This window comes from Glutamicibacter sp. TV12E (genome assembly GCF_052441935.1).
Classification (GTDB): Bacteria; Actinomycetota; Actinomycetes; order Actinomycetales; family Micrococcaceae; genus Glutamicibacter.
Window position 1 is genome coordinate 3776861 of the sequence record NZ_JBQVVF010000001.1, and the last position, 25602, is coordinate 3802462.

The following is a 25602-nucleotide window of genomic DNA, read 5'->3' on the forward strand; positions in this document are numbered from 1 at the left end:
GCCAATCGGTAACCATTGGCTAATCAGGATTTCATTTCTTTCCTAATTAGTTGTTGCCTCATAGTTGCCTGCCGTTGGCCCTTCAGACCCCCTCTCAGATTTCAAGGAGCATCAATAAGCATGGATTGGCGTAGCCGCGCGGCGTGTCTGGAAAAGGATCCGGAACTGTTTTTCCCAGTGGGGAACACCGGTCCGGCCCTGTTGCAGATCGAAGAGGCCAAGAGCGTCTGCCGTCGATGTGAAGTAACCGAAACTTGCTTGCAGTGGGCTATTGAGTCCGGTCAGGATGCAGGCGTATGGGGCGGTATGAGCGAAGATGAGCGCCGCGCTTTGAAGCGCCGCGCCGCACGTGCTCGTCGCGCTTCATAATTATGCGCTCGAGGTAAATCTCGCAACCCGAGACGCCAAACGAATTCCGCCAGAGGTCAACACCACTGGCGGAATTCGAGTTTAACCGGCATTTTTCCAGCTCCCCTAGGTAGATTAAAAGTAGTATTCATGTTCGAAAGGATCTGTTAGTGACTTTGGCCTGCTTCGCGCGCACGATTCAGGCGGGTGCAGACGGGAAATGAGCTCAGCCCTGACAGACCCGCATTTGGGCAAGACTCTCGACGGCAGATATCGGCTCGACCATCTGCTAGCCCTTGGCGGAATGTCCCGCATCTACCGCAGCATGGATAAGCGGCTTCACCGCGCTGTCGTCGTGAAAATACTGAACGACAATTTCGCGAGCGAACCCACTGTCCGTGAGCGCTTTGAATCTGAAGCCGTGATCGCCGCGAATATCACGCATCCGAATGTCGTTTCTATTCGCGACCATAATGTCAGCGACAATCTCGTTTACCTCGTCATGGAGTATGTCCGTGGACGGAACCTCGATCAAGTTATCGCTGAGCGGGGTCATTTCACGCCCCGCCAGATGTTGAGCGTTCTGGAGCAAATTTGCAATGGACTAAGCGCTGCTCACAACGAAGGCATCATTCACCGAGACATGAAACCAGCAAATGTCCTGCTCGCGGACACCGGAGAGATCAAGTTGACCGACTTCGGCCTGGCGCGAGCAGCCAGCGCCCATACCCAATCAGCAACATTGCTGGCAACGCTGTCCCATGTTTCACCGGAGCTCGTTTCTGGGGCGGCAGCCGATTCTCGCAGCGATATCTACGCGCTGGGCATCATGATCTATCAGATGCTCACCGGCAAACTGCCATACTCGGAAACCAATCCAGCCGCCATGATGAAACACCATCTGGACTCCCCCATGCCGTTGCCTTCGCACACGGTTCCTGGTCTTGCCGAAGATCTGGATGAGCTGGTTCGCTGGTGCACCGAAAAAGACCCTGAAAAACGTCCTCAAGATGCCTCGCTCTTGCTAGAGGAGGTCCGCCAGATCCATTCGACCCTCTCCGATGAACAGCTGGACTTTGGCGTCGAATCGCTGGGAACCGTCTCAGATCTCATTCCCAAAACCTTCACCCACATGCCGACCACCTTGCAGCAACGGCTCGACGACATGCAACGCGACCGGGAGATTGAACGTGAACAGCAATGGCTAGCGCTTAACTCCACTTCTGGTGACGGCGAATACGAGGTCGACGACGACCATGCGAACGAATCGCCAACCACGATCATCGCTGCCGGCGCCGCGACCGAGGTCCTGGACCTGCGAGACGCCCAGGCAACCCGTGCGCTGCCCCAAGGCGACAGCATTCCGGATGGCGCAGTCCTGAATGCCACCACCGCTTATGCCCGCGATGAGCTTCCCCAAAGCGCGCCGGAAGCTGCCGATACTGCGCCATCCGCACGCGATGCAAAGCGCGCGCAAAAGCAGGCAAATAAGCGTTGGCGCAAAGAAGCCCAAATTCCAACGCACCGCCTGCGCAAGCCGCGGACGGGGACCCAGAAGATCGTCATCACCTTGATGTGGATCCTGATTGTGGCGCTCGTTGCCGGCGCTGGCTGGTTCTTCGGTCGCGGGCCCGGAACGATCGTGCGCATTCCTTCGCTGAACGGCATGCTCCAAGAGCGGGCGATCGCCCAAATGGATAGCCGAGGCGTCCCCGTTAAGGTCAGCACGGCCTACGACGACGAGATCGCGATTGGCCGGGTGGTCGATTCACACCCGGGCACCGGGAAGAACATCATGAAGTTTCAGGGCATCGAGCTTACCGTCTCACAAGGACCGGAGCTCTTCGACGTTCCTGACGTTACAGGCTTGGCATTGGAAAGCGCCAAAAAGTCATTGGCCAAGGCCGGCTTCAAGAACCTGAGCACCACCGAAGAGTATTCTTCGTCGGTGGAGTCTGGCGCGGTAATCAGCGAAAGTCCTGGCGCCGGGCAACGGGTGCCAAAGAAGAACACCATCAAGCTCACTGTTTCAAAGGGGCCGGCACCAGTTCAGGTACCCTCGGTGATCGGCCTGAGTCAGGAACAGGCCACGGAAAAACTTCGCGCTGCCGGATTGTCATTGAAGGCTGGTGCTGAAGTCCATTCGGCACAGGTGGAAAAGGGCTTGGCAGCTTCCCAAGATCCAGCAACAGGCACCGCCGAATTCGGCAGTTCCATCACTGTCAATTTCTCCTCCGGGCCAGAATACATTCAGATTCCATCGGTTGTCGGACTCGACGTCAATGACGCCACGGCACGGCTGGAGGAATCTGGTTTCCAGGTGAAGACCCACAGCGTTTTCGGTGGTCGCAACCAGATCGTGCGAATGCAGACTCCGCTCAATCAGGAAGCTGTTCGCGGTAGCGAAATCAGCATCTACGCTTTCTAGCGGTTACGCCAAAGGCTCAGTTCCCTAATGGGAACTGAGCCTTTGGGTTATGCCTTAGCGATTGCGGCTGCGGCTTTGCAGTGCCGAGGAGACCAGGAAGGCCATTTCCAGGGACTGGCGGTGGTTCAGTCGCGGGTCGCAGACCGACTCGTAGAGCGAGTCGAAATCTTCCTCACGAATTGGGTCAGCGCCACCGAGGCACTCGGCCACGTCGTCGCCGGTCATCTCGACATGCAGGCCACCTGGGAAGGTGCCCAGCGAGTCGTGCACCTCGAAGAAGCCGCGGACTTCGTCCATGACATCCTCGAAGTTGCGGGTCTTGTAGCCGTTCTGGCTGGTGACCGTGTTGCCGTGCATCGGATCGGTAACCCACAGCACCTGGGCGCCGGAGGCAGTGACCTTCTCGACCAGGTTTGGCAGCTTCTCGCGAATGTTCTTCGCACCCATGCGGGTGATGAAGGTCAGTCGGCCTGGTTCGCGGTTCGGATCGAGCTTTTCGATCAGGCGCAGCGCGTCATCTGGCTCGGTGTTCGGTCCAAGCTTCACGCCAATCGGGTTGCGCACACGCGAGAGGAAGTCGATGTGTGCGTGATCGAGCTGGCGGGTGCGTTCGCCGATCCACAAGAAGTGGCCGCTGGTGTCGTACGGCAGGCCGGTACGCGAATCGGTGCGTGTCAAGGCACGCTCGTAGTCCAGCAGCAGGGCTTCGTGCGAGGCGAAGAACTCGGTGCGCTTGAGCGCCTCGAAGTCCGCGCCGCAGGCATCCATGAAGCGGATGGCCGAGTCGATTTCGCCAGCCAGCTGCTCGTAAGCGGAGTGTGCCGGGTTGGCCATGAATCCGCTGTTCCACGAGTGCACGCTGCGCAGGTCGGCGAAGCCGCCCTGCGTGAAGGCCCGAATCAGGTTCAGCGTGGCCGATGAGGTGTTGTACGCCTGCACCATGCGCTTCGGATCGTGGGCACGCGATTCCTCGGTGAATTCGTAGCCGTTGACGATGTCGCCGCGGAATGCCGGCAGGGTTACGCCATCTCGGGTTTCGTCATTCGAGGAACGCGGCTTGGCAAACTGGCCAGCCATGCGGCCCATCTTGATGACCGGCATCGATGAGCCATAGGTCAGGACAACGGCCATCTGCAAGATGGTGCGCACACGTGCGGAAATCTTGTCAGCGGTAGCATCGGCAAAGGTCTCGGCGCAGTCGCCTCCCTGCAGGAGGAAAGCGCGGCCCTGTGCGGCCTCGGCGAGGCGTTCACGCAGGACATCTACTTCGCCGGCAAAAACCAGAGGAGGACGCGAACCCAATTCGTTGATGGAGGACTGATAGTCCTTGTGCTCACGCCAGGTTGGCTGCTGGGCAATAGGCATTTCACGCCACAGGTCTAGTTGCGGATCAGTGGCGGGGCCGGCTACAGAGGAGCCTGGCAATGGGGTTCGGTTTACTTCGCTCACCTTGAAGATTCTACGTCGCTGATCGGCAAAGCACCGCGACGAATGTAACAACAGCGCGTAATACTGTGAACCGTCTTCTATTTTTTAGCTTTCCGGGGTGCATAAACGTCGACATAGCTCTGTCCAGACAGCGCATTGATTGCCTGCCGGATCTCATCGGCGCAGGCCCTTAGCGCCTGCGGATCGCCGTGTTTGCCCGCCAAATGCTCGAAGTGCAGGGGCTCGCCGATCTTGATTCCGATCTTCCCCGGATGAGGCAGGCCCTGCCCGATAGGCTGGACCTTTTCGGTGCCGATCATGGCCACCGGAATCACCGGTGCCCCGGATTCCAGAGCGAGGATGGCCACGCCGAGCTTTGCGCGGTACAGCCTTCCATCCGGTGAGCGGGTGCCTTCTGGATAGATCCCCAGAATTTTTCCTTCATCCAGGGCCCGTTTGGCGCTAGCCAGGGAAGCGGCTGATTTCTGCCCGCCTGAACGGTCCATTGGCAGCTGATTGATATTGCGGAAGAACCATGCGGTGATGCGCCCCTTGAGTCCGCGGCCGTTGAAATACTCGTCCTTGGCCAGGAAGATTACCGGGCGCTCAAGCATCGCAGGCAGGAACACCGAGTCGCTGACTGACAGGTGATTTGAGGCCAGAATGGCCGCTCCGGCGCCCGGAACGTTGTTGATGCCTTGCAGATCCACGCGGAAGAAGATCCTCACCAGTGGCCGAACGGCGAATCGCTTGAGGAAGTCATACAGCACGGCAGAAAATTCCTTATTTCTCGAGGTTCGGCTTTGTCACGGGACATGGATTGATCACAGAACTTGTGGCACTGTCCGCACCCTTCAATTGTGCACTACGCTCGGAGGTATAAGCAGAAAATTGGAGTGGTCACGATGAATAATGAAGCACGGAATAGCTCTGGGCACTCATTGCCCAAGGGCTCAGCAGTGCTGTTGATCCATGGCTTCACTGGCTCCCCCACGGCCATGGAACCCTGGGCCAGATCCCTGCAGGGAGCAGGCTTCACTGCAGCCGTGCCTCTGCTTCCAGGCCATGGCACCCGATGGCAGGACATGATTCCGGTGGGCTATAGCGAGTGGATCCAGGCAACCGAGCAGGCTTTTGACGACCTGGCACGCACGCATGGCACCGTGTTCGTGGCCGGTTTGTCCATGGGTGGGGCGTTGGCACTGCATTTGGCCACAAGGCGCAATGTCGCCGGGATTTCACTGGTCAATCCGGGGCTCGTGGTTGACTCTGCGCTGGCCCCGATGACGCCATGGCTGAAGCACCTGATGCGCAGCGTGGCGCCGATCAGCAATGATATCGCCAAGCGAGGAGTGGACGAGGGGGCCTATCCGCGCACACCCGTGGCCGCGGTAGCTCAGCTCCACGCGCTGTTCGCGCAAACCCGTTCACGACTGGAACTCGTCACCGCTCCGGTGCAGCTGTTTAGATCGACCGTAGATAATGTGGTGTCCGAAGCTTCCGTGCGGGAGCTGGTAGCAGGGCTCAAGCCAGGAACACTGGCCGAACACCACATGCTGCTTCATTCCAAACACGTTGCAACACTGGATTATGATGCCGAGCAGATTTTCCACGAATCGGCCCGCTTTTTCTCCCAGCTCTCTAGCACGGCGCACTCTCGGACAGGAGGGCCCCTATGAGCCAGCCCGATGCCACTCCTCCGGAGCGAGAAGATCCCCGCTGGGATGATCTGGTGAAAAATTTTCAGCAGCTTGATGCGCAGGCCCCTCGGGAACCTAGTGCCCAAGAACGAGCAGATCACCTCAAGAAGCTCTTTAACACCGGGCCAGGCGCCATGAATGGCCCGCGTGATTTCGCGCCCGAAGAATCCGATGAATCTTTTGTTCCCGACGAGCCGGCGGCGCTGGGCTCCGGGGATCCGATGTTGAATCTCGCGTGGACCGCGGCAGCAGGTGGGCCCATCGGCTTGTTGTTGTGCGTGCTGTTCTTCCGTTCAGCTCCGGCCTTCGTTGTCATTGGCTTGGCCCTGGCGACCGTCGCCGGGATCGTCTACTTGCTTAAACGTCTTCCTACTGCGCACGATCCGGGAGATGATGGGGCCCAGGTCTGAAGTGAACTTGGAGCGCCAAACATAGTAAGTTACCGTAAAGTAATAAAGTGTGATGCGGATTACCCGCCATTGCTCATGGGGACACATACAGTTTCAGGAGATGAATACCAGATGCGCGAATATAGCTCGCCAATTCGCATCCATACGCCTCAGCAGTCAAATATCACCGATCTGTTGCTGCGGCACGCCAATTCGGCCGCGAATCCAGCCTTGTTCGCCAAACCTGGCGACGGCTCCTCCTGGCAGGATGTCACCGCATCGCAATTTGCCGCGGACGCGAAGGCCATCGCCAAGGGTTTCATTGCCCACGGCATCAACCCCGGCGCACGCATCGCGCTGATGGCAAAAACCCGCTACGAATGGACCCTCGTCGACTTTGCCATCTGGTTTGCCGGATGTGTCACTGTTCCCATCTACGAGACCTCCTCCCCCAGCCAGGTAGCCTGGATTGTCGCCGACTCCGAGGTCAAGGCGATCGTTCTGGAATCGGCAACCCACGAAGGCGTGGTCCGCCGCGCAGCCCATCAGGAACAGCTCGATACCCTCGATAACATCTGGCAGTTCGAGGGCGGCCTGGAACAGCTGGCCGAAGACGGCAAGGATATTGACGACGAGCAGCTCGAAGCCCGCCGCTCGGCTGTCGCCTTGAGCGACATCGCAACCATCATCTACACCTCGGGAACCACTGGACGGCCCAAAGGCTGCGAACTGACCCACGGCAACTTTGTGGAGCTCGCAGAAAATGCTGCCGCGTCCCTTCCCCAGGCGGTGTATCCCGGTGCCTCCACCATCATGTTCCTGCCACTGGCCCACGTCTTCGCACGATTCATCTCCGTGATCAACGTGGCTGCCGGTTGCCGCACCGGGCATACCCCTGATGTGAAAAACCTGCTGGGTGATCTCCAGTCCTTCAAGCCGAATTTCATCCTTGCCGTTCCCCGCGTCTTCGAGAAGGTTTACAACTCGGCCATGCTCAAGGCCGAAGACGGCGGCAAGGGCAAAATATTCCACGCTGGTGTCGACGTGGCCGTCGCCTATTCCAAGGCACAGCAGGCAGGCAAGATTCCGCTGGCGCTGAACCTCAAGCACAAGCTCTTCGACGCCTTGCTCTACAAGAAGCTGCGCGAGGCCATGGGCGGCAATATTCGCCATGCCGTCTCCGGCGGTGGCCCGCTGGGAGAGCGCCTGGGCCATTTCTTCAACGGCATAGGGGTCACCGTGCTCGAGGGCTATGGGCTGACCGAAACCACCGCGCCGATCACCGTGAATACCTTGGAACGCATCAAGATCGGCACCGTCGGCAAACCGCTTCCGGGCAACGCGGTTCGCATTGCCGAAGACGGCGAAATTCTTGCCAAGGGCCTGTGCGTGATGCGCGGATACCACAATCGCCCGGAGCTGCAGGAGGAAACCTTCACCGACGGGTGGTTCCACACCGGCGACATTGGCGAACTGGATGCCGACGGGTTCCTCAAAATCACCGGCCGCAAGAAGGAAATCATCGTCACTTCCAGTGGCAAAAACGTGATTCCGGCACTGCTTGAAGACCAGATCCGTGCCGACGCCCTGGTTTCACAGTGCGTCGTGATCGGTGAAGGCCGGCCATTCATCGCGGCTCTGGTCACTTTGGATCCTGAAGCGCTTCCGGGCTGGCTTGAACGCCACCAGCTCGATAAGAACACCTCGCTGGAGGAATTGGCCACGCATCCGACGGTGCTGGAAACGGTTGAGAAGGTCATCGCCAAGGCCAACACCTCGGTGTCCAAGGCCGAGGCAATCAAGTCCTTCCGCGTGGTGCCCGCTGACTTCACCGAGGAAACCGGCCATCTGACTCCCTCGATGAAGATCAAGCGTGCTGTAGTGCTCAAGGACTACAACGAGCTGATCGAGGAGATCTACTCGGCTCCCAAGCCCACAGCGTAATCCAACACTGCTGTAACCAGCTCCCACGATTCGCGTGCCGAAGCGGCCCAGGGCAACCTGAGGCCGCTTTGCTGTGTCCGGGCGAAGTAGCTGCGCGGCAAGACCACGCGGTTGAATGCAGGGAGTTCTGCAACGCTGTGCCCTTCGTCGAGCACCGCGAAGATCAGGTTCTCCGCCAAGGCCTGGCGGCCGTTGGCCAGCAGCCACTGCACCAATTCCATCAGCTGGTCTTCGCCCGCGGGCCCGGTTTCTCCGACGACCACGAGCACGTCAACGCCGCTGAACTTCCCCTCGAGGACCGACTGAACGCGTTGCGGTCCGGCGGTGGACACCTCGGCACGCAGCTCCAGCTCGCCAAATTGCTCAGCCAGATGCTCGGCGATTTCGAAGAATGGCAGATGGGTGCTGAGGGTGAATAACAGCACGCCCAGGCGATCGCGCCCGGCAGCGGCCTCGCTTGCTCGTGCTGCCACCTCTGCGGGTGCTGCCCCTGCTGGAGTTTTATTTGCTCGCCTCACGGCTCTCCTTGTGCTTGATCTGCGTTGTGAATCCTTGCGGTGAGCACAGGGGCCCGCAACCATGGTTGCGAGCCCCTGTGCTCGGTGTGGCGTGCTATGCCAGCTGCTACTTCGGTTCGATCACCAACAGCAGGTCGCCACCTTGGACCTGGCTGGTGCCATCGAGGGTGATCTGGGTGACGACTCCGGTGGCGTTGGCGGTAATGCCGGCCTCCATCTTCATCGCCTCGATGGTTGCCACCGACTGTCCTGCCTCAACCAGGTCGCCGGCCTTCACTGTCACCGTCACGGCTCCGGCGAATGGCGCAGCCACATGCCCGGCATTGTTCGGATCAGCCTTTGGCGCCGACTTGACGGTGGACTCCACCGACTCGTCGCGGACCTTGATCTGGCGCGACTGGCCGTTAAGCGTGACCACCACGGTACGCAGGCCCTTCTCGTCAGCCTCGGACACCGAAACCAGCTTGACCAGCAGGCGGACACCGGTGCCCAGCGAAATGACGTGCTCGAAGCCCGGAGTCAGGCCATAGAGGTAATCGCGGGTGTGCAATACCGACAGGTCCCCGAAGTTCTCCACCGACTTCTCGAAGTCGCGAGTCGGACCAGCGAAGAGCAAGCGGTTCAGGGTGGAACGGATCAATTCCGATTCCCCGCGCAGCGCCTGGGCGTCCTCTGCCGACAGATCCTCGACGCGGGCCTTGACGTTGCGTCCCTGCAGCGCCTTGGTGCGGAATGGTTCCGGCCAGCCGCCTGGAGGGTTGCCCAGTTCTCCGGAGAGGAACTGGATGACCGAGTCCGGGATGTCGTAGTTCTGCGGATTAGCCTCGAAATCAGCGGCGGAGACGCCCGATCCGACCAGCTGCAGGGCCAGGTCGCCCACCACCTTGGACGATGGGGTGACCTTGACGACGTTGCCGAGCATCGCGTTCACCGATGCGTACATGGACTCGATGGCTTCGAAGCGCTCGCCAAGGCCCAGCGCGATGGCCTGCTGGCGCAGGTTGGAGAGCTGTCCGCCAGGGATCTCGTGCTGGTACACGCGGCCCGTTGGTGCTGGCAGTCCCGATTCGAATGGCTTGTACAGGGCACGCACGGCTTCCCAGTACGGCTCCAGCGAGGCTACGGCATCCAGGGACAGGCCCGGATCGCGCTCGGTGAATTCCAAGGCCGCGACCAGTGCGGAAGCCGATGGCTGGGAGGTGGTGCCGGCCATGGCAGCGCTGGCAACGTCTACTGCATCCACGCCGGCATCGATGGCTGCCATCAAGGTGGCCAGCTGTCCGCCGGAGGTGTCGTGGGTGTGCAGGTGGACCGGCAGGTCGAAGTGCTCGCGCAGCGCGGTGACCAGCTTGGTGGCTGCCGCAGGGCGCAACAGGCCAGCCATGTCCTTGATAGCAATGATGTGTGCGCCGGCGTCAACGATTTGCTGCGCCAGGTTCAGATAGTAATCCAGCGTGTACAGCTTCTCGTTGGCATCGAGCAGATTGCCGGTGTAGCACAGTGCCACTTCGGCAACGGCAGTACCGGTCTCGCGCACGGCCTTGATCGCCGGCGCCATCTGCGACACGTCGTTCAGGGCATCGAAGATGCGGAAGATATCGATGCCGGCCGCAGCTGCTTCCTTGACGAACGCGTCGGTGACTTCCGTGGGGTACGGGGTGTAGCCAACGGTGTTGCGGCCACGCAGCAGCATCTGCAGCGGGATGTTCGGAAGTTCGGCCCGCAGCAATTCCAGGCGCTTCCAAGGGTCTTCGCCGAGGAATCGCAGGGCAACATCGTAGGTTGCTCCGCCCCAGACTTCCATGGAGAACAGCTGTGGCACGCTGTGCGCGTAGGCAGGCGCGGCCGCGAGCAGGTCGCGGGTACGCACGCGGGTTGCCAGTAGGGACTGGTGCGCGTCGCGGAAGGTGGTGTCGGTGATGCCCACTGCCTTGGAATCGCGCAGCAACTTGGCGAAACCCTCGGGACCGAGTTCCAGCAGTTTCTGGCGCCATCCATCAGCCGGAACTGCCGACTTGGATGGGCCGTCAAATGGCGAGCGCTCCGGCTCGTCGGACTTGTCCCCTGGGAAGGCAGGAAGTTTCTTGCGAGGGTCGATGCCCTCGATGCGTTCGCCATTGGGGTGGTTCACGGTGACGTGCGCCAGGTAGTTCAGGGCCTTGGTACCGCGGTCCTGGGACTCGTTGCCGGTGAGCAGGTCCGGCCGCGAATCGATGAAGTCGGTGGCGACATCGCCGGCCAGGAACTGTGGATCGCCCAGCACGTTCTGGATGAACGGGATGTTGGTGGCCACGCCGCGGACACGGAATTCAGCCAGCGCGCGCCGGGCACGAGCCACGGCGGTCTTGTAGTCACGACCGCGGCAGGTGAGCTTCACCAGCATCGAGTCGAAGTGCGGTGAAACCTCTGCGCCGGTGTAGATGGTTCCGCCATCGAGGCGCACGCCCGAGCCGCCGGCGGAGCGGTACACGGTAATCGTTCCAACATCCGGGCGGAAGCCGTTGGCAGGGTCCTCGGTGGTGATACGGGACTGCAGAGCCCAGCCGCGCACCTGGATCGTGTCCTGGCTGATTCCCAAATCCGCCAGCGACTCGCCGGCAGCGATGCGCATCTGCGCCTGGACCAGGTCGATATCGGTGACTTCCTCGGTTACTGTGTGCTCGACCTGGATGCGCGGGTTCATCTCGATGAACACGTGCTGTCCAGCGCGCTCGCCCACGGTGTCCACCAGGAATTCGACGGTTCCAGCATTCTGGTAGCCCAGGGTCTTGGCGAACTTCACAGCGTCGCGGAACAGCGCCTGGCGGATCGATTCGTCCAGGTTCGGAGCCGGAGCGATTTCGACAACCTTCTGGTGGCGGCGCTGCAGCGAGCAGTCGCGTTCGTGGAGGTGAACGATATTGCCGTGTTCGTCAGCGAGGATCTGCACTTCGATGTGCCGCGGGCGAAGAACTGCCTGTTCCAGGAAGACGGTGGGATCGCCGAAGGCGGTGCCTGCTTCGCGCATGGCCGCACCCATCAGCTCTGGCAGATCCTCGCGCTTGTCAACGCGACGCATGCCGCGGCCGCCACCGCCGGCCACTGCCTTGACGAAGATTGGGAAGCCGATTCGGTCCGCTTCAGCAATCAGGAAATCAACGTCATCGCTTGGCTCGGAGGATTCCAGAACCGGGATGCCCGCCTGGCGGGCGGCCTTCAGCGCGGCGACCTTGTTTCCGGCCAGTTCAAGCACGTCCGCCTTTGGACCGATGAACTTGATGCCTTCGGCCGCTGCAGCACGAGCCAGATCGGGGTTCTCGGACATGAATCCGTAGCCCGGGTAAATTGCGTCCGCACCGGCTTCTTTGGCGACGCGGATAATCTCGTCGATGTCCAGGTAGGCGCGGACCGGGTGGCCCTCTTCGCCGATCTGGTAGGCCTCTGCGGCCTTCTGGCGGTGAATCGAATTTCGATCCTCGTGTGGGTAAACCGCAACTGTCTTTGCACCTAGCTCGTAGCTGGCACGGAAAGCACGAATTGCAATCTCACCGCGGTTGGCGACCAAGATTTTTTCAAACATAGTGTCCCTACATCGATTCAGTACAGGTTGGTTGGGCTCGGTCCAAGGGTTTGATTTCCCTGGTCCGAAGTGAGACATCAACAGCCTGTCGGGTCTCGAAAAGCAGCAAGCTTTTGCCACTTCTGTGAAACACACTACACGGACGCCGAGTTGAACGTCCAAACATTTCACGCTGTGGTCAGACCACAAGAAATATTTGCCAAGCGTGATCTTTTAATCACTAAGTTGGATTCATAACCAAAAACCGACGTTGCAAAGTCGGGGAAATGGACTCCGGCACACTATGATGATGAGAGACTAAATATTCGGTGGGACGTTAAATTAGCGAACAGTGAAAGGCGTGGTCTGGTCCGTGCACGTAGTGAGCATCAGCAGCCTCAAGGGTGGCGTGGGAAAAACCTCCGTAACGCTCGGCCTGGCTTCAGCAGCACTTGCCGCCGGCATCCCGACTCTCGTCATTGACTTGGATCCCCACGCGGATGCCAGCACTGGCCTCGGAGTCCGGGCGAATGGAAAGCAGCCAATTGGGCAGATGCTCAAAAACGCTCGCCGAGCCCGCCTGCAAGATCAGGTTGTCGCCAGCGCTTGGCAGACAAAGGCAGCAGAGAAGAAATCGCGTACTCGCATTCCGGTGCTTGATGTAGCTGTAGGCGACGCCTACACCGGCATTTACGACCGTCCGGACCTGCGAACCAGGGATCTTCGCCGGCTTACCCAGATCCTCAGCCGCACCAGCGGTTATCAGCTGGTGCTGATCGATTGCCCACCGTCGCTGAATGGCCTGACCCGCATGGCATGGAGCGCTTCGGACCAGTTGCTGCTGGTGGCAGAACCAAGCCTCTTCTCCGTGGCTGGCACCGAGCGCACACAGCGCGCACTGGATCTTTTCCGTCGTGAATTCGCCCCTTCGCTTGGCCCAGTCAAGGTCGTCGCCAACCGAGTTCGCAAGGATTCGGCAGAACACACCTTCCGCTTGGGAGAAATGCGCCAGATGTTTGGTGATTCCATGGTCAAGCCAGAAATCCCAGAGCACCCGGAATGGCAGCAAATTCAGGGTGCCGCCTATTCGGTGCACCATTGGCCTTCAAAGGCCACCGGGCCAATGCTCAACCAGTTTGACGCATTGCTCAAGGAAATCATGTCGACCGCTGGCTCTTCGAATTCCTGACGTTCATCAGACGTCGATCACATAGACTTTGGGCCGGACCACCGATCGGTGGTCCGGCCCAAAGTCTATGTAGTTCTATTTCAGATTGATTAGCCGACGTTGCGCGCGGCCTTGGCAGCACGACGGGCAGCCAGCTCATCTTCGGGCAGCGTCTGCTCTGCAGAGCTTTCCGAAGGCAGTTGCGCCAGCGAGCCTTCTACTTCACGCCAGACTCGTCCTACGGCGATGCCGAACACTCCCTGGCCCTTCTGCACAAGATCAATGACCTCATCAGCACTGGTGCACTCGTATACCGAGGCGCCATCGCTCATCAGGGTGATCTGCGCCAGGTCTTCGACCCCGCGTTCACGCAGGTGCAATACCGCAGCCCGAATCTGTTGCAGAGATACTCCGGTGTCCAGCAGACGCTTAACGACCTTGAGCACCAAGATATCGCGGAAGGAGTACAACCGGTGGCTGCCGGACCCCTTGGCACCACGAACTGCCGGCTCTACTAAGCCAGTGCGTGCCCAGTAATCTAGTTGGCGGTAGGTGATTCCTGCAGCCTTGCATACGACCGGACCACGATAGCCGGCATGCTCATCGAGCTCAGGCAGGTCATCCGTGAAGAGCAGCCCTTGTGTATTGGAATGCTTGATGCCACCGTCGGCCCCATGACGAGGCCCTGTCTGGCGTGACTCCATCCAATTGCTCCTTGCGTATCAGCACGTTTCTAAGCGAGTAATGAGGCGACCAAATTAGAACCGTGCAGATGCGAGCGATGATCACAAAAACAGTTCCTGTTTAATGTCCCTATGCATCGACGGTACGGCCATCTGAGCTAATGGTCAAAGACCTTCAAGCTTAACTTTAAGCCGTGTCGCGCAAGCGATTCGAATATCCCAAATGAGAGCCGATAATTCGCTGAATTCAGAAATGCTTCAACTACGAAGAAAAATCTTCGGGATCAATGTTGTCCAAAAATTCACGGAACTCACGCAGTTCTTCCTCGGGGGCTTCCTCGCCATCGCTATCCGTCTCGATGGAAACGCCAGCTTCTCCCAATACGTCTTCTGCGCACATGATCGGGCACTTCGCACGAACCGCCAAAGCCACCGCATCGGAAGACCTGGAATCAACGCGCTTGCCATTGGAAAAAACGAGTTCGGCAACGAAAACAGCATTATGCACGGAAACGATTTCAATTCGTTCCAATGTCACGCCTAGCGCTTCAAAAACGCTAATCATCAAGTCATGCGTCATCGGGCGTGGCGGAGTCAGGCCTTGTTCCGACATGGCTATTGCCGATGCTTCAGGCGCTCCGATCCACAATGGCAAGTAGAGATTCTGTTCCGGATATTTAAGCAACAGCAGTGGCTGATTCGCAGGCAGTTGAATGCGAATCCCGGAAAACTCCAGTTCCAGCATGCCGGCCTCCTAGAGTTGTAAAAGCCTGTTGAAATTCAGCCTAGCGATCAAGTTGCGAAATAGCACGCTGCACGAGAGCATCGTGAATTTCTAGGCACTGGCGAGAAATTTCTTGCGCTTCTTCGGCGGCCCGGGCCCGTGCCGAAACTTCAGGCTTCTTCAAGTCGTTGCCGACGATTGATTCGATCAATGAAAATTCGCGATCAGCTGCGGTACGGAACTGGCGCAAATGCCTGGGCTCAACACCGTGATTCGCGAGTTGCACGGCAGATTGGGTCACCTTGATGCAGCTCGAATCAAAAAGTCCTGCTTGCGCTTCAACGAGTCCAAATTTGAGTAGCTCGTCAACTAGTTCTTCGCTGGCACCTGTCAGCCCCTGCAGCTCTGCGAGTGATACGAGACGGGTCTTGCGCTCTACAGCTTCAGCCATATCGCTATTGACCAATTGCGGAGCGGCAGGCGCTCCCCCAGGCAATGCCTCTGGGGCTTCGCCTCGGTCGATGGCATCCAGGTGGTCCTTGATGACCTTCAGTGGCAGGTACTGGTCACGCTGCACGGCGAGGATGAAACGAAGGCGGCTGACGTCCGACGCGGTGTACTTGCGGTATCCGGCAGAAGTGCGCTGCGGGATAATCAAGCCCTTGTCCTCCAAGAAGCGGATTTTAGAAGCCGTTACTCTCGGGAACTCATCTTTCAGTTCCGAGAGCACTTCGCCGATATTCAGCGCTGCCTGCCGGACAGGCTCGTGGCGTGATGCCTCGAGTCGTGGGCTGCGGGCTGCGTCAAAGATCGGCAAAGGGTCTACACCTCGGAAGTAAAAATATCTCGACGGACTAGCCGCCGGTGGAAATCTAGAACTCTACCAGTTTAAAGGTTCGGTACGCTCTGGTAGAAATTCAAGCGGAACTTGCCAATCTGCACCTGGACTCCACTGCTCAGCTGAATTTCGTCAATGCGGTCGCCGTTGATGTAAGTACCGTTCAGCGAACCAATATCGCTGAGCAGGAAGCTCTCGCCGTTTCTGGTGAACTTCGCATGTCGACGCGATACCGTGACATCGTCCAGGAAAATATCCGCGTTGGGGTGGCGGCCAGCGATGCTTTCATCGGTATCCAGCAGGAATCGGGCTCCCTTGTTGGGACCCGAGTGAGCAATGAGCAAAGCCGAACCCGATGGAAGTGCTCGAACCGCGTTCTTCTCATCTTCGCTGAGTGTGTAAATCACTGAAGGCTCTGAAGCCTTGTTCATCGAAGGAAGAGCAATATTGGTCGTCTCGGAGGCAGACTCATTATGCGGGGCAACCGGCCCATGTTCCGACATGTGGGATCCTCCAGAAAATCTTGCTTACAGTTCGTACGCGACGACGTTGTGTTCAGATTTGGCATAGTACGCAATACCAAACTATCTACAGATTAGCCTACTCACCACCCAAGTGATAACAGAAATATCGATATTTTCCGATGCGTGGATTTCCTGGCGATCCTTCCACTGCTGAAAGGCCATTTATGCGGCCGTCGCTATAGCATCAGTCTTTCGCGGTATAGGGTGGCAGTGCAAGCGTTGACCGGAACTTCGCAGGTGGACAATGACTGAAATACTGATTAAGCGCGCCTATGCGGAACCAGACAACAAGGACGGCTACCGAATACTAGTTGACCGTTTATGGCCAAGGGGACTTACCACGTCCAAACTCAAGTTGGACCAGTGGGCCAAGTCCTTGGCTCCTAGTTCCGAGCTCCGCAAGGCGTGGAACCACGACTCGGATCGTTTTGAAGAATTTGCCAAGTACTACAGGTCCGAGCTAAATCAGAACCCGGCGGTTGACGACCTTCTGGAGCTGATCGAACACCTGCCAACGGTGACTTTGGTTTTTGCCGCTCGCAATGAACAGGCTAATCACGCGATGGTCCTGCGTGAGTATCTGCTTGACCAGTTGAAGCGCCAGTAGGCGGTACGAAACAGACACCGTCGGCGCACACGAAATCCGATTCAACAACTTGCTGAAGGTCAAAACTGAACTCCTGGCTCATCGCACCATCCTTTCAATGAATCATTTCACCGGTCACATGCTTCAACTTGCAGAGCCCGCGGAATATTCCTCAGGAAGCCAACAGGAAACGCAGCAGCGGTCCGGCCGCTGCCGACCGGACCTCTGCTGGGTTCTCGGGTAGCGGCCTAGATGCGTGGAATCAAGACATCGCCAAAAAAGCCTGCTAGGTCCTGAACAGAATCCAGCGGCAGAACATGGGCCACGTACATATCAGGGCGGACGATGACTATCGCGCCATCGCGCGAAATCTGGCGCTCTTCGAAAATATCTGAGGATTCCCACGCCGCATAGACCTTTTCATAGTCCATGAGTCCCAGCTCGCCAACATTGGGCCGGAAGATTTTCGGAGCATCATTGATGTTCATCGAGGCGTAATCCTGTTGGTAGATCACCTTCACGTCAAACAGGGAATCAAGATCAGCATCCTGCGGTGTGAAGCGGCGCACCGGGGAATCCTTCGATTCCAATAGCCAATTCGCCAGCGTGGCAACTTTGCTTGGTTCGCCTATTCGGGCTCGGTCGGCAAAGACGTAAATTCGATAACGGCCATCGGCCCGATGGTGGTGCCCCAAGTGCCGTGGACTGGCATCGGCGACCCGCATGACTTCCGAAGATCTGAATCGCTTCCCAATCGGGAATCCTGCCGCCAAGTCCTGGTGATCGTGGACGGCCGTTAGCACCGAAGGAGCATATTCAGTCATGAAACCAGCCGGGAACTCGGCGGTACGCACGTAGAACTCGGCGGCTCCCTCCTGGCCCTGCAGCGCTTCCGGCGTGGCCGCCATGATGGAGGACCACTGCTTATCAAAGTCGATGAGGTCCCTGGCGATCATCTTTCTCTCTGTTGAATACGTGCGCAGAAGGCTTTGTGGAGACCGCCCGGTCAAGACATATCCGAGCTTCCAGGCCAGATTAAAACCGTCCTGCATGGACACGTTCATTCCCTGTCCCGCCTTCGCCGAGTGGGTATGGCAGGCGTCGCCAGTGATGAATACCCGCGGTTCTCGAATGCAATTCTCATCCGGCGCAATGTCATCAAAACGATCTGCGAGACGATGCCCGACCTCGTAGACGCTATGCCATGCAATGTCCTTCACATCCAACGTGTAGGGATTCAGAATCGCTTTGGCGCGTTGAATGATTTCTTCCAGCGGCGTTTCGCGAACTTTGCCGTCATCACCTTCTGGGACTTCGCCCAGATCGACGTGGAGCCGGAAGAGCTGGCCGCCTTCACGCGGGATCAGCAAAATTGAACCGGCCCCGGAGTGAATCGCGCATTTGGTTCGAACGTCAGGGAAATCGGTGAGTGCCAAGGTATCCATAACACCCCAAGCGTGGTTCGCCTTGTCTCCAGAAAGCTTCGCTCCGATAGAACGACGGACGTTGCTTCGCGCGCCATCCGCGCCAACAACGTATTTAGCGCGCACCACTCGCTCAATGCCCGGAGCTTCGTCTCCGCAGGCAAGCAGGGTGACCTTCACTGGATACTCGTGGCCATCTTCAATCACCAGTTCCTTGAATTCCCAGCCGAAATCCGGAGTGATCCGCGCCGGCGAGTTATAGGCATACTCGGCGAAATAATCGATCACGCGGGCTTGGTTGACCACCAGATGCGGAAATTCGCTGACATCAGTTGGATCATCCGGGGTGCGGTCGGTTCGCATAATGCATTCCGGGTTTTCCGGGTCGGGATTCCAGAATGTGGTCTCTTTGATGATGTACGCCTCGGAGGTAATGCGTTCGGCAAATCCAAATGCCTGGAATGTCTCAACGGTTCGAGACTGGATGCCGTCGGCTTGACCAATTTCCAGGCGGCTCGGACGTCGGTCAATGATTCGCGTGTGCACTTGAGGGAACTGCGAGAGCTGGGCAGCGGCGATGATGCCCGCTGGCCCGGTGCCGACAACCAGCACATCCATTCGGTCAGGAAGCTGCTTTGGGCGGTCTATTCCCGTACGGGCAGCTGGCTGTTTACGCGGATCAGCGGAAACGTATCCGTTGTGGTGAAACTGCATTGTTCCATTCCCCATTTCTCTAGCAGTGCGATCAAGCATCTCGTTCAAAGTTCTATAAACGAACACAGTAATCTTTTATCGCACACCGATCATATACAATCTGTGAGCTCACGCACAAGGCACCTGTCGGCGCCGCGAAGTACCGCTGGCTCCGGGCATGGAAAACGCCCCAGCAATCCGCAAAGGTTTGTTGGGGCGTTCGAGCCGCGCCTAGTTGGCGCTGCTCGCAGGCGAAAGCCCCTGAGGGCCATCGAGTTGGCGAACTCTACTGAATTACTTGTACGTGACCATCCTGTACCTGCAATCGGTGCAATGATCCGTGCTCCTTGAGTTTCTGCTGCCATCGCCGATCATGGCTCACGGTGACTACAGTCCCGGGGAAGGCCACCAATGCACCTTCAAGCTGTTCGACCAATGCCGGCGAAATATGGTTCGTGGGCTCGTCCAAGAACAAGATGTGCGCCTGGGAGCTCACAGCGATTGCCAGTTCGAGCCTGCGTCGTTGCCCCACGGACAAGGCCAGGGGGTGGCGCAAGAAGTCCTGGGGCGCAAATAGCCCAAGCTTGGCCAGCACTTCGGCGGCATCTTCAACGTATTGATCTGTCGCCAGCGCAAAGGCTTCGATCAGGCTCTGCCCCGGCACCTCGCCGAGCTCCTGCCGCAGCCAGGCACAGCGCAATTGCTGGGTCAATTGAACCTGGCCGCTGTCATAGGACAACTCGCCGGCCAGCATTTTGAGCAGCGTCGTTTTCCCGGCCCCGTTCGGTCCGGTCACCATCCAGCGTTCGCCGAGCTTGATCTCGAACGATCCGGTGCGCAGCGCCGGCAGTTCCGAGCGTTGGGCCTTTTCCACGCGGATCAAGGTCTTGGCGGTTTCTGGACCGGTGGCGCCTGCCGGCATGGAAAATTCAAGTTCAGCGACTGGTTTGGGCGCCGGACTGGCTTCCAGCTCTTCGATCCGCGATTTAGCCTGGCGGATTTTGGAGGCCGACCCGTGGCTCCGTTCCCGTAAGCGGAAATTGCCGTGCCCAAAGCCCGCCATTTCCATTTTTCGTGGAATGGCCGCGGCACGCGCCACGTTCTTCTCCACCAGCTTCCGCGAATGCTCCATCTCAGCCACCCATGCGGTATAGGCTTCCTGAGCCGCGATCCGTTCCTGCTCCTTGGCATGGAGGTAGCCATCGTATCCATTGCCATATCGGTTCAGTTGCCCATCATGGACTTCTAGGATCGAACGTGCAAAGCGCTTGAGGAACATGCGGTCGTGAGTGATCAGCACCAAAGCCCCTCGGTGCCTGTCCATACTGCGTTCCAGCCAGGCCAGCGCCGCCTCATCAAGATCGTTGGTCGGTTCATCAAGCAACAGCAGCTGCGCGCCAGAGCACAGCACGCAGGCCAGTGCGAGCCGGGATCGCTGGCCACCGGACATGCGCGAGACTCCGCGCTCTCGGTCCAGCTCCCCCAATCCAAGTTGTTGCAGGGCGCTGTCCAGCCGTTGGGCCAGGGTATAGCCGTCGGCCGCTTCGTAGATATCAGTCACCTGTTGCAGCTGGGCCATGAGGCGTTCAGCAGTAGGGCCCTGTGCACCCTGGAGCTTCACGCTGATGATCCGCATCAGATTCTCCAGCTCGCGAAAGCGGGCATGATACGAATCGATGACTTGCTGAATGCTCATCGAGGCGGTGAAGCGCGGATTCTGCGCGGCATAGGCCACGCCACCCGGGGCGTTGATGTGCCGTTCTCCTCGCTCGACCTCCAAGTTTCCAGCGATGACACGCATCAGCGTGGACTTGCCTGATCCGTTATCACCGAGCACCGCTAGCCGCTCCTTGCCGGAAATCGACAAATCGCAGTCGACCAGCACGTCGCGTTCGCCAAAGCTGACACTGAGGCTTCGAAGGGAACAGATGTAGTCGGGGCCGTGCTCGGGATTCTCGAGCGCTGGCTGGCGCTGATCATGTGGATGGGTCATGGGATATTCCTGCCTGACGCCAACGGCCCACCAGAGTACTTTCCGGAGGCTGGCGAAGATTGGGCATCACAATGATGCAAAAGAGAAGGGATGGAAGGTGCGGCGTGCAATCGCCTGCTGCCTGGAGGAATCAGATCCCGGAAATTATCGTGCCCATCTTTCAAGGCTAGGCCTCTTGCCTGGAGCTGGCAAGAATTTTCGTGGCTAGAGCTCGATGGTTCCGCTGATCAATATCGAGGTAGCGCCGCCAACCCAGAGCTCATTGCCGGCCACGCACACATGCACTTGGCCGTCGCGGCCAGCCTTTGCACCTTGGCGGTTGACCAGTGGCGCGCTGGCATATCCAGCGTCGATCAGCCATTGGGTTCCGGCACCGTTCAGGCTTCCAGTCACCGGGTCTTCGCGCAATGCCCCGTCTTCTATGGTCAACGCCCGGACTTCAAACTTTTCTGGCCATCGCTCCTGTGGCAGGGCCCCGAAGACCCCGATCTTCCACCGGCCTGGCCGCTGCGGAATTTTCGGAACAATATCCAGGACCTGTTCCGAATTCTCCAGCAGTATCCCGGCCCACCCCGGCCCGTTGTCAACCCATTGGGCGCCCTTGACTGCGGCTGGATCAATGTCCAGAATCCCTACAAGTTCCGCTAGTTCCCCGGGCTCCAGCTCGCCGGAGCGAATGGCAGGCGGAGAAGCGAAGGACAGCAAATTCCCGTCAATGTTGATGGGCACCAATCCGGCGCCGCATTGCACGATGAGCTGGCGCGGATTGCGTGGCACTCCCCCTGCTTCCAGCCAAGCACGGGCGGTGCCGAGGGCAGGATGCCCTGCGAAACGGTACTCGTGCTGCCGGGCAAAAATGCGGAATCGGAAATCTGCCTGCTGGTCGGTGGCCGGCAGGACATAGGTGACTTCGGAAAGATTGGACCAGAGCGAATAATCTTGCATCGCTTGCGTCTCCAAATCCTGTCCGTCAAGCACCACGCCCAGCGGGTTGCCCTTGTAGGCAGTGTCGCTGAAAACATCAACCTGGTAGAACCGACGCTGCATGGGGCTGGCCTTCCGAACTAGTTCCCGAATGCGCAAAACCCCGCCGAGACTGGTCTCGACGGGGTTGTGCTATTTGGTCGGGCTAGCGGGATTTGAACCCACGGCCTCCTCACCCCCAGTGAGGCGCGCTACCAAGCTGCGCCATAGCCCGATGCCTCCGCAGCCGTTATCCCCGAGTCGTGAGAACCAAGGGTGCCGTCTGCAAAAGCTCCGTTATTACCCTACACCAAGTGAAGGGCTAATTTCGAACTCTAGCGCTTGCGACCGCGTCGTTCGCGGATTCGCATCGATACTTCGATCGGCGTGCCGTCAAATCCGAAGGTCTCGCGCAGGCGGCGCGTGATGAATCGGCGGTAGCCAGGATCGAGGAATCCGGTGGTGAACAGCACAAAGCGCGGCGGGCGGGCCGAGGCCTGGGTGCCGAAGAGGATGCGTGGCTGCTTGCCGCCGCGGACCGGGTGCGGGTGGGCTGCAACCAGTTCGCCGAGGAAGGCGTTGAGCTTTCCGGTGGGAATGCGCTTGTCCCACGAGTCCAGCGCGGTGTTCAGCGCAGGAACCAGCTTGTCCTTGTGCCATCCGGTTTTAGCCGAAATGTTCACCCGCGGGGCCCATTCGATGTGCGCGAGGTCGCGGTCGATTTCCTGGTCCAGGTAGTAGCGGCGGTCCTCGTCCACCTCATCCCACTTGTTGTACACGATGACCATCGCACGGCCGGCCTCGATGGCCAGCTGGATGATGCGCACATCCTGCTCGGAAACGATCTCGTTGGCGGCCAGCAGGATCACTGCGACCTCGGCCTTTTCCAGCGCAGTCTGGGTGCGCAGGGATGCGTAGTAATCCGAGCCCACAGCCATGTGCTGGCGGCGGCGGATGCCTGCGGTATCGACAAAGCGCCAGATGTTTCCGCCAAGCTCGATTAGTTCGTCCACCGGGTCGCGGGTGGTGCCGGCATAGTCGTCGACTACTACGCGCTCGGAACCAGCCAGCTTGTTCAGCAGCGAGGACTTGCCCACATTGGGGCGTCCGATCAGGGCCACGCGGCGAGGCCCGCCGGATGGAATCAAGCCGCCAAAGGCGGAATGCTCAGGCAGCTTCTCCATGACGGCATCCAGCAGGTCCGCGGTGCCGCGGCCGTGCAGCGCCGAGACTGGCCAGGGCTGGCCGAAGCCCAAGCCCCAGAGCATGGCCGCTTCGGCTTCCTGGTTGAAATCGTCCACCTTGTTGGCGACCAGGAAGACCGGCTTGCCCTTCTTGCGCAGCATCTTGACCACGGCCTCATCGGTCGCGGTGGCGCCAACATGCGAGTCCACCACAAAGAGGATCGCATCGGCGACATCGGCAGCAATTTCCGCCTGGTCAGCCACCGAAGCATGGATGCCCTTGGCATCGTGCTCCCAGCCACCGGTATCAACGATGGTGAAGGGGCGGCCCATCCACTCGGCAGAGTAGGACACGCGGTCGCGGGTCACGCCCGGGGTGTCTTCCACCACGGCTTCGCGGCGGCCCAGGATGCGGTTGACCAGGGTGGACTTGCCCACGTTGGGGCGGCCGATCACGGCGAGCACCGGTGGAATGACCACATCGGCGTCGTCGTCATCAAAGTCGTCCAGACCGGCGAGCAGGGCCGAGTCTTCCTCGTCCAGTTCGTAGTCTTCCAGTCCGCTGAGCAAAGCCTGCGCGCGGATGGCGGCTTCTTCCTCGCTCAGTTCGGCCAGGCGCTCGGCGATATCGTCGTCTCCAACGGGGATGTATTCCTCGTCGTGGGTGGAGTTGTTCTCGCTCATGATTTTCCCTTCACAGCGATCGTAATCTTCATCGGCTCTCGCCGAGGATGGGCACCAGCTTGTGGCTAGTTTTTCGTTGCGGTGCTGATTGCGTCAAGCACCGCGGCGATGGTTTGTTCAAAATCCAGGTCCGAAGAATCCACGGTCATCACGCCGTCGGCAGCCTGGGTGAAGTTCACCACCGTGGAGTCCTTCGCGTCGCGAGCCAGCACCTGGTTGGCCAGCTGCGAATCGTTCTGGGTGCCGCCCAGCTGCAATCCGCGGCGGCGCAGCCGGGCCTCTTCCGAGGCGGTGAGCAGGATGCGGGCGTCGGCATCCGGGGCCACCACGGTGGTGATGTCGCGGCCTTCGGCAACAATGCGGAGGTTGGCCTTGATGATTTCCTGCTGGCGGCGCACCAGTTCGGCACGCGCGTCCAGGTTGGTGGCCACGGTGGAGACCTGTTCGGAAATGCGCGGCTCGCGGATCGCGGCGGTGACATCCACGCCGCCGATCTCTACCAGCTCGGCATCCGGATCCACCGAGATTTCCAGCTGGGCATCGCGCACGGCCTGGGCAATGGCGTTGGCGTCCGACAGGTCCGTTCCGTCTGCGAGCACCGAGTAGGTGATGGCGCGGTACATGGCGCCGGTGTCCAGGTAGGCTGCGCCCAGTTCGCGGGCGACGGCCTTGGAGACCGAGGACTTGCCCGAGCCGCTGGGGCCGTCGATGGCGATGACGAGCTGGTCGTTGTTCAAGGTGCTCACTGGGCTACTTTCCATCCGTTCTTGGTCAATACGTCAATCAGTTCGTCCCTGCGTCCGGGAACAACCGAAACATCCACCATGCCGACCTGATGGCCAGCAGAGTGCTCCATGCGCAAATCTTCAATATTAATGCCCGCTTCGCCGATTTCGGCCAGCAACCGGGCAATCTGCCCCGGCCGGTCATCCACCAGCACCGTGACCAGGGCGAAGGCCTGCGGCGGGGCGCCGTGCTTGCCCGGGATCCGGGCCTTGCCGGCGTTGCCTTCGGTCATCAGCTGGGAGAGATCCAGCAGGGCCCCGGGGCCGTGCGGGTTCCGCAGGGTGCTGATCAGCCGGTCCAGGTCTTCTTTCATCCCGGTCAGGATCGGCACCAGCGCCTGGGCGTTGTGCGAAAAGATCTGGATCCAGAGCTTCTCGTCACTGGCGGCGATGCGCGTGGTGTCCCGCAATCCGTTGCCGGCAAGGGCCAGTTGGTGCGCTTCGGCATTGAGCAGGCGCGAGGCGATCATCGAGCTGGCCGCCTGCGGGAAGTGGCTGATGAGCGCCACCGACTGGTCATGGTCGGCCACCGACATCCGGTGCATCGTAGCGCCAAGGTCGATGGCCAGTGCTTCAGCCACCTTCACCCGTGCCGGATCCGCGCCGCCATGGGCGCAGATGACCCACGGCATCGAGGTGAACAGCTCGCCACGGGCCGCGGCCGGGCCGGACTTTTCGCGTCCGGCCATCGGGTGCGTGCCCACATAGCGGGAAGTTTCGGCCTCGCCCAGTCGTTCATCGGCCAGCACTGCCGAAAGGATCGACCCCTTGACGCTGGCGATATCCACCACGGTTGCATTGGGGTAGGCCAGCAGGGCGTCGGCCACCAGGGCGGCGGTGACATCCGGCGGAGCGCCGATCACCACGAGCTCCGGGGCAATGGCACGCTGTTCAAGCAGGAGGCCGGCCCCGATATCCTGGGCGACCCCAGCAGCCGTCGGGGAAGCATCTGCAAGATAGACCGGCACGCCTTTGGCGCGCAGGCCCAATCCCACCGAGGTGCCCAACAGCCCGGTGCCGATGACCAGAACTGGGCCGGCAAGGTGAGAGGACAGCATGG

At 59.5% G+C, this 25602-nt stretch carries 21 protein-coding genes and 1 tRNA gene; 7 read left to right on the forward strand and 15 right to left on the reverse strand.

What is annotated here, in order from left to right; translation table 11 throughout:
- Positions 1-120: 120 nt before the first annotated feature.
- Both ACT7DV_RS17905 and ACT7DV_RS17910 read left to right on the forward strand, forming a co-directional pair.
- Complete coding sequence (locus ACT7DV_RS17905; protein ID WP_013348560.1) at positions 121-369, forward strand: WhiB family transcriptional regulator; 249 nt, start codon at positions 121-123, stop codon at positions 367-369.
- Positions 370-568: 199 nt separating this feature from the next.
- A complete protein-coding gene (locus tag ACT7DV_RS17910; protein WP_444664647.1) occupies positions 569-2776 on the forward strand; it encodes a protein kinase domain-containing protein in 2208 nt (735 codons plus the stop codon).
- 54 nt (positions 2777-2830) lie between these two features.
- Here ACT7DV_RS17910 and ACT7DV_RS17915 read toward each other — a convergent pair whose 3' ends face one another.
- Together ACT7DV_RS17915 and ACT7DV_RS17920 are read right to left on the reverse strand one after the other, a co-directional pair.
- Complete coding sequence (locus tag ACT7DV_RS17915) at positions 2831-4225, reverse strand: class II 3-deoxy-7-phosphoheptulonate synthase (RefSeq protein WP_444664649.1); 1395 nt, start codon at positions 4223-4225, stop codon at positions 2831-2833.
- Positions 4226-4302: 77 nt separating this feature from the next.
- Positions 4303-4974, reverse strand: a complete 672-nt coding sequence (locus ACT7DV_RS17920; protein WP_444664652.1) for a lysophospholipid acyltransferase family protein — start codon at positions 4972-4974, stop codon at positions 4303-4305.
- Between the two features lie 135 nt (positions 4975-5109).
- Here ACT7DV_RS17920 and ACT7DV_RS17925 point away from each other — a divergent pair, with 135 nt between their 5' ends.
- From ACT7DV_RS17925 to ACT7DV_RS17935, 3 genes are all read left to right on the forward strand, one after another.
- The gene (locus ACT7DV_RS17925; protein WP_444664654.1) at positions 5110-5883 is read left to right on the forward strand and encodes an alpha/beta hydrolase; all 774 of its coding nucleotides are present in this window, start codon (positions 5110-5112) and stop codon (positions 5881-5883) included.
- Entirely contained in the window at positions 5880-6314 is a 435-nt protein-coding gene (locus ACT7DV_RS17930; RefSeq protein ID WP_444664656.1) for a hypothetical protein, read from the forward strand. The genes ACT7DV_RS17925 and ACT7DV_RS17930 overlap by 4 nt, the downstream gene beginning before the upstream one ends.
- A 111-nt stretch (positions 6315-6425) precedes the next feature.
- Positions 6426-8237: an AMP-dependent synthetase/ligase gene (locus ACT7DV_RS17935; RefSeq protein ID WP_444664658.1), complete on the forward strand. Its 1812-nt coding sequence runs from the start codon at positions 6426-6428 to the stop codon at positions 8235-8237.
- Here ACT7DV_RS17935 and ACT7DV_RS17940 read toward each other — a convergent pair.
- Together ACT7DV_RS17940 and ACT7DV_RS17945 are read right to left on the reverse strand one after the other, a co-directional pair.
- Complete coding sequence (locus ACT7DV_RS17940) at positions 8210-8755, reverse strand: hypothetical protein (protein ID WP_444664660.1); 546 nt, start codon at positions 8753-8755, stop codon at positions 8210-8212. The genes ACT7DV_RS17935 and ACT7DV_RS17940 overlap by 28 nt on opposite strands.
- Positions 8756-8861: 106 nt before the next feature.
- Entirely contained in the window at positions 8862-12314 is a 3453-nt protein-coding gene (locus tag ACT7DV_RS17945; protein ID WP_444664662.1) for a pyruvate carboxylase, read from the reverse strand.
- Between the two features lie 352 nt (positions 12315-12666).
- Here ACT7DV_RS17945 and ACT7DV_RS17950 point away from each other — a divergent pair, with 352 nt between their 5' ends.
- Entirely contained in the window at positions 12667-13482 is an 816-nt protein-coding gene (locus ACT7DV_RS17950; protein WP_444664664.1) for a ParA family protein, read from the forward strand.
- A gap of 89 nt (positions 13483-13571) precedes the next feature.
- Here the strand turns inward: ACT7DV_RS17950 and ACT7DV_RS17955 are convergent, their stop codons facing one another.
- From ACT7DV_RS17955 to ACT7DV_RS17970, 4 genes are all read right to left on the reverse strand, one after another.
- Positions 13572-14165 carry a MerR family transcriptional regulator gene (locus ACT7DV_RS17955; RefSeq protein ID WP_444664666.1) on the reverse strand — a complete coding sequence of 198 codons (594 nt, stop codon included), beginning with the start codon at positions 14163-14165 and terminating at the stop codon, positions 13572-13574.
- A gap of 241 nt (positions 14166-14406) precedes the next feature.
- The gene (locus ACT7DV_RS17960; RefSeq protein WP_444664668.1) at positions 14407-14889 is read right to left on the reverse strand and encodes a bifunctional nuclease family protein; all 483 of its coding nucleotides are present in this window, start codon (positions 14887-14889) and stop codon (positions 14407-14409) included.
- A gap of 40 nt (positions 14890-14929) precedes the next feature.
- On the reverse strand, positions 14930-15685 hold the full coding sequence (ftsR, locus tag ACT7DV_RS17965; protein WP_146274778.1) for a transcriptional regulator FtsR: 756 nt from the start codon (positions 15683-15685) through the stop codon (positions 14930-14932).
- 71 nt (positions 15686-15756) lie between these two features.
- A complete protein-coding gene (locus tag ACT7DV_RS17970) occupies positions 15757-16209 on the reverse strand; it encodes an FHA domain-containing protein (protein ID WP_060701220.1) in 453 nt (150 codons plus the stop codon).
- A 265-nt stretch (positions 16210-16474) separates the two neighbouring features.
- Here ACT7DV_RS17970 and ACT7DV_RS17975 point away from each other — a divergent pair, with 265 nt between their 5' ends.
- Complete coding sequence (locus ACT7DV_RS17975; protein ID WP_444664670.1) at positions 16475-16837, forward strand: DUF488 domain-containing protein; 363 nt, start codon at positions 16475-16477, stop codon at positions 16835-16837.
- Between the two features lie 227 nt (positions 16838-17064).
- Here ACT7DV_RS17975 and ACT7DV_RS17980 read toward each other — a convergent pair whose 3' ends face one another.
- The 7 genes from ACT7DV_RS17980 to ACT7DV_RS18010 all read right to left on the reverse strand — a co-directional run bounded on the left by ACT7DV_RS17980 (position 17065) and on the right by ACT7DV_RS18010 (position 25600).
- Positions 17065-18954 carry an FAD-dependent monooxygenase gene (locus ACT7DV_RS17980; RefSeq protein ID WP_444664672.1) on the reverse strand — a complete coding sequence of 630 codons (1890 nt, stop codon included), beginning with the start codon at positions 18952-18954 and terminating at the stop codon, positions 17065-17067.
- Positions 18955-19219: 265 nt separating this feature from the next.
- Positions 19220-20926, reverse strand: a complete 1707-nt coding sequence (gene abc-f, locus ACT7DV_RS17985) for a ribosomal protection-like ABC-F family protein (protein ID WP_444664674.1) — start codon at positions 20924-20926, stop codon at positions 19220-19222.
- Between the two features lie 204 nt (positions 20927-21130).
- Positions 21131-21973: a PhzF family phenazine biosynthesis protein gene (locus ACT7DV_RS17990; protein WP_444664676.1), complete on the reverse strand. Its 843-nt coding sequence runs from the start codon at positions 21971-21973 to the stop codon at positions 21131-21133.
- A gap of 74 nt (positions 21974-22047) precedes the next feature.
- A tRNA-Pro gene (locus ACT7DV_RS17995) sits at positions 22048-22124 on the reverse strand.
- A gap of 100 nt (positions 22125-22224) precedes the next feature.
- Entirely contained in the window at positions 22225-23757 is a 1533-nt protein-coding gene (der, locus tag ACT7DV_RS18000) for a ribosome biogenesis GTPase Der (RefSeq protein WP_444664678.1), read from the reverse strand.
- Positions 23758-23822: 65 nt separating this feature from the next.
- A complete protein-coding gene (gene cmk / locus ACT7DV_RS18005) occupies positions 23823-24518 on the reverse strand; it encodes a (d)CMP kinase (protein WP_146274772.1) in 696 nt (231 codons plus the stop codon).
- Positions 24500-25600, reverse strand: a complete 1101-nt coding sequence (locus ACT7DV_RS18010) for a prephenate dehydrogenase (RefSeq protein ID WP_444664680.1) — start codon at positions 25598-25600, stop codon at positions 24500-24502. Before ACT7DV_RS18010 ends, cmk begins: the two co-directional genes overlap by 19 nt.
- Positions 25601-25602: the final 2 nt, after the last annotated feature.

Coding starts and splice junctions, on each gene's coding strand:
- ACT7DV_RS17930 (WP_444664656.1), top strand. CDS start 5,880: ATGAGCCAGCCCGATGCCACTCCTCCGGAGCGAGAAGATCCCCGCTGG.
- ACT7DV_RS17990 (WP_444664676.1), bottom strand. CDS start 21,973: ATGCAGCGTCGGTTCTACCAGGTTGATGTTTTCAGCGACACTGCCTAC.
- cmk (WP_146274772.1), bottom strand. CDS start 24,518: ATGGAAAGTAGCCCAGTGAGCACCTTGAACAACGACCAGCTCGTCATC.
- ACT7DV_RS18010 (WP_444664680.1), bottom strand. CDS start 25,600: ATGCTGTCCTCTCACCTTGCCGGCCCAGTTCTGGTCATCGGCACCGGG.
- ACT7DV_RS17980 (WP_444664672.1), bottom strand. CDS start 18,954: ATGCAGTTTCACCACAACGGATACGTTTCCGCTGATCCGCGTAAACAG.
- ACT7DV_RS17945 (WP_444664662.1), bottom strand. CDS start 12,314: ATGTTTGAAAAAATCTTGGTCGCCAACCGCGGTGAGATTGCAATTCGT.
- ACT7DV_RS17935 (WP_444664658.1), top strand. CDS start 6,426: ATGCGCGAATATAGCTCGCCAATTCGCATCCATACGCCTCAGCAGTCA.
- der (WP_444664678.1), bottom strand. CDS start 23,757: ATGAGCGAGAACAACTCCACCCACGACGAGGAATACATCCCCGTTGGA.
- ACT7DV_RS17925 (WP_444664654.1), top strand. CDS start 5,110: ATGAATAATGAAGCACGGAATAGCTCTGGGCACTCATTGCCCAAGGGC.
- ACT7DV_RS17960 (WP_444664668.1), bottom strand. CDS start 14,889: ATGCTGGAACTGGAGTTTTCCGGGATTCGCATTCAACTGCCTGCGAAT.
- ACT7DV_RS17975 (WP_444664670.1), top strand. CDS start 16,475: ATGACTGAAATACTGATTAAGCGCGCCTATGCGGAACCAGACAACAAG.
- ACT7DV_RS17955 (WP_444664666.1), bottom strand. CDS start 14,165: ATGGAGTCACGCCAGACAGGGCCTCGTCATGGGGCCGACGGTGGCATC.
- ACT7DV_RS17910 (WP_444664647.1), top strand. CDS start 569: ATGAGCTCAGCCCTGACAGACCCGCATTTGGGCAAGACTCTCGACGGC.
- ACT7DV_RS17970 (WP_060701220.1), bottom strand. CDS start 16,209: ATGTCGGAACATGGGCCGGTTGCCCCGCATAATGAGTCTGCCTCCGAG.
- ACT7DV_RS17905 (WP_013348560.1), top strand. CDS start 121: ATGGATTGGCGTAGCCGCGCGGCGTGTCTGGAAAAGGATCCGGAACTG.
- abc-f (WP_444664674.1), bottom strand. CDS start 20,926: ATGACCCATCCACATGATCAGCGCCAGCCAGCGCTCGAGAATCCCGAG.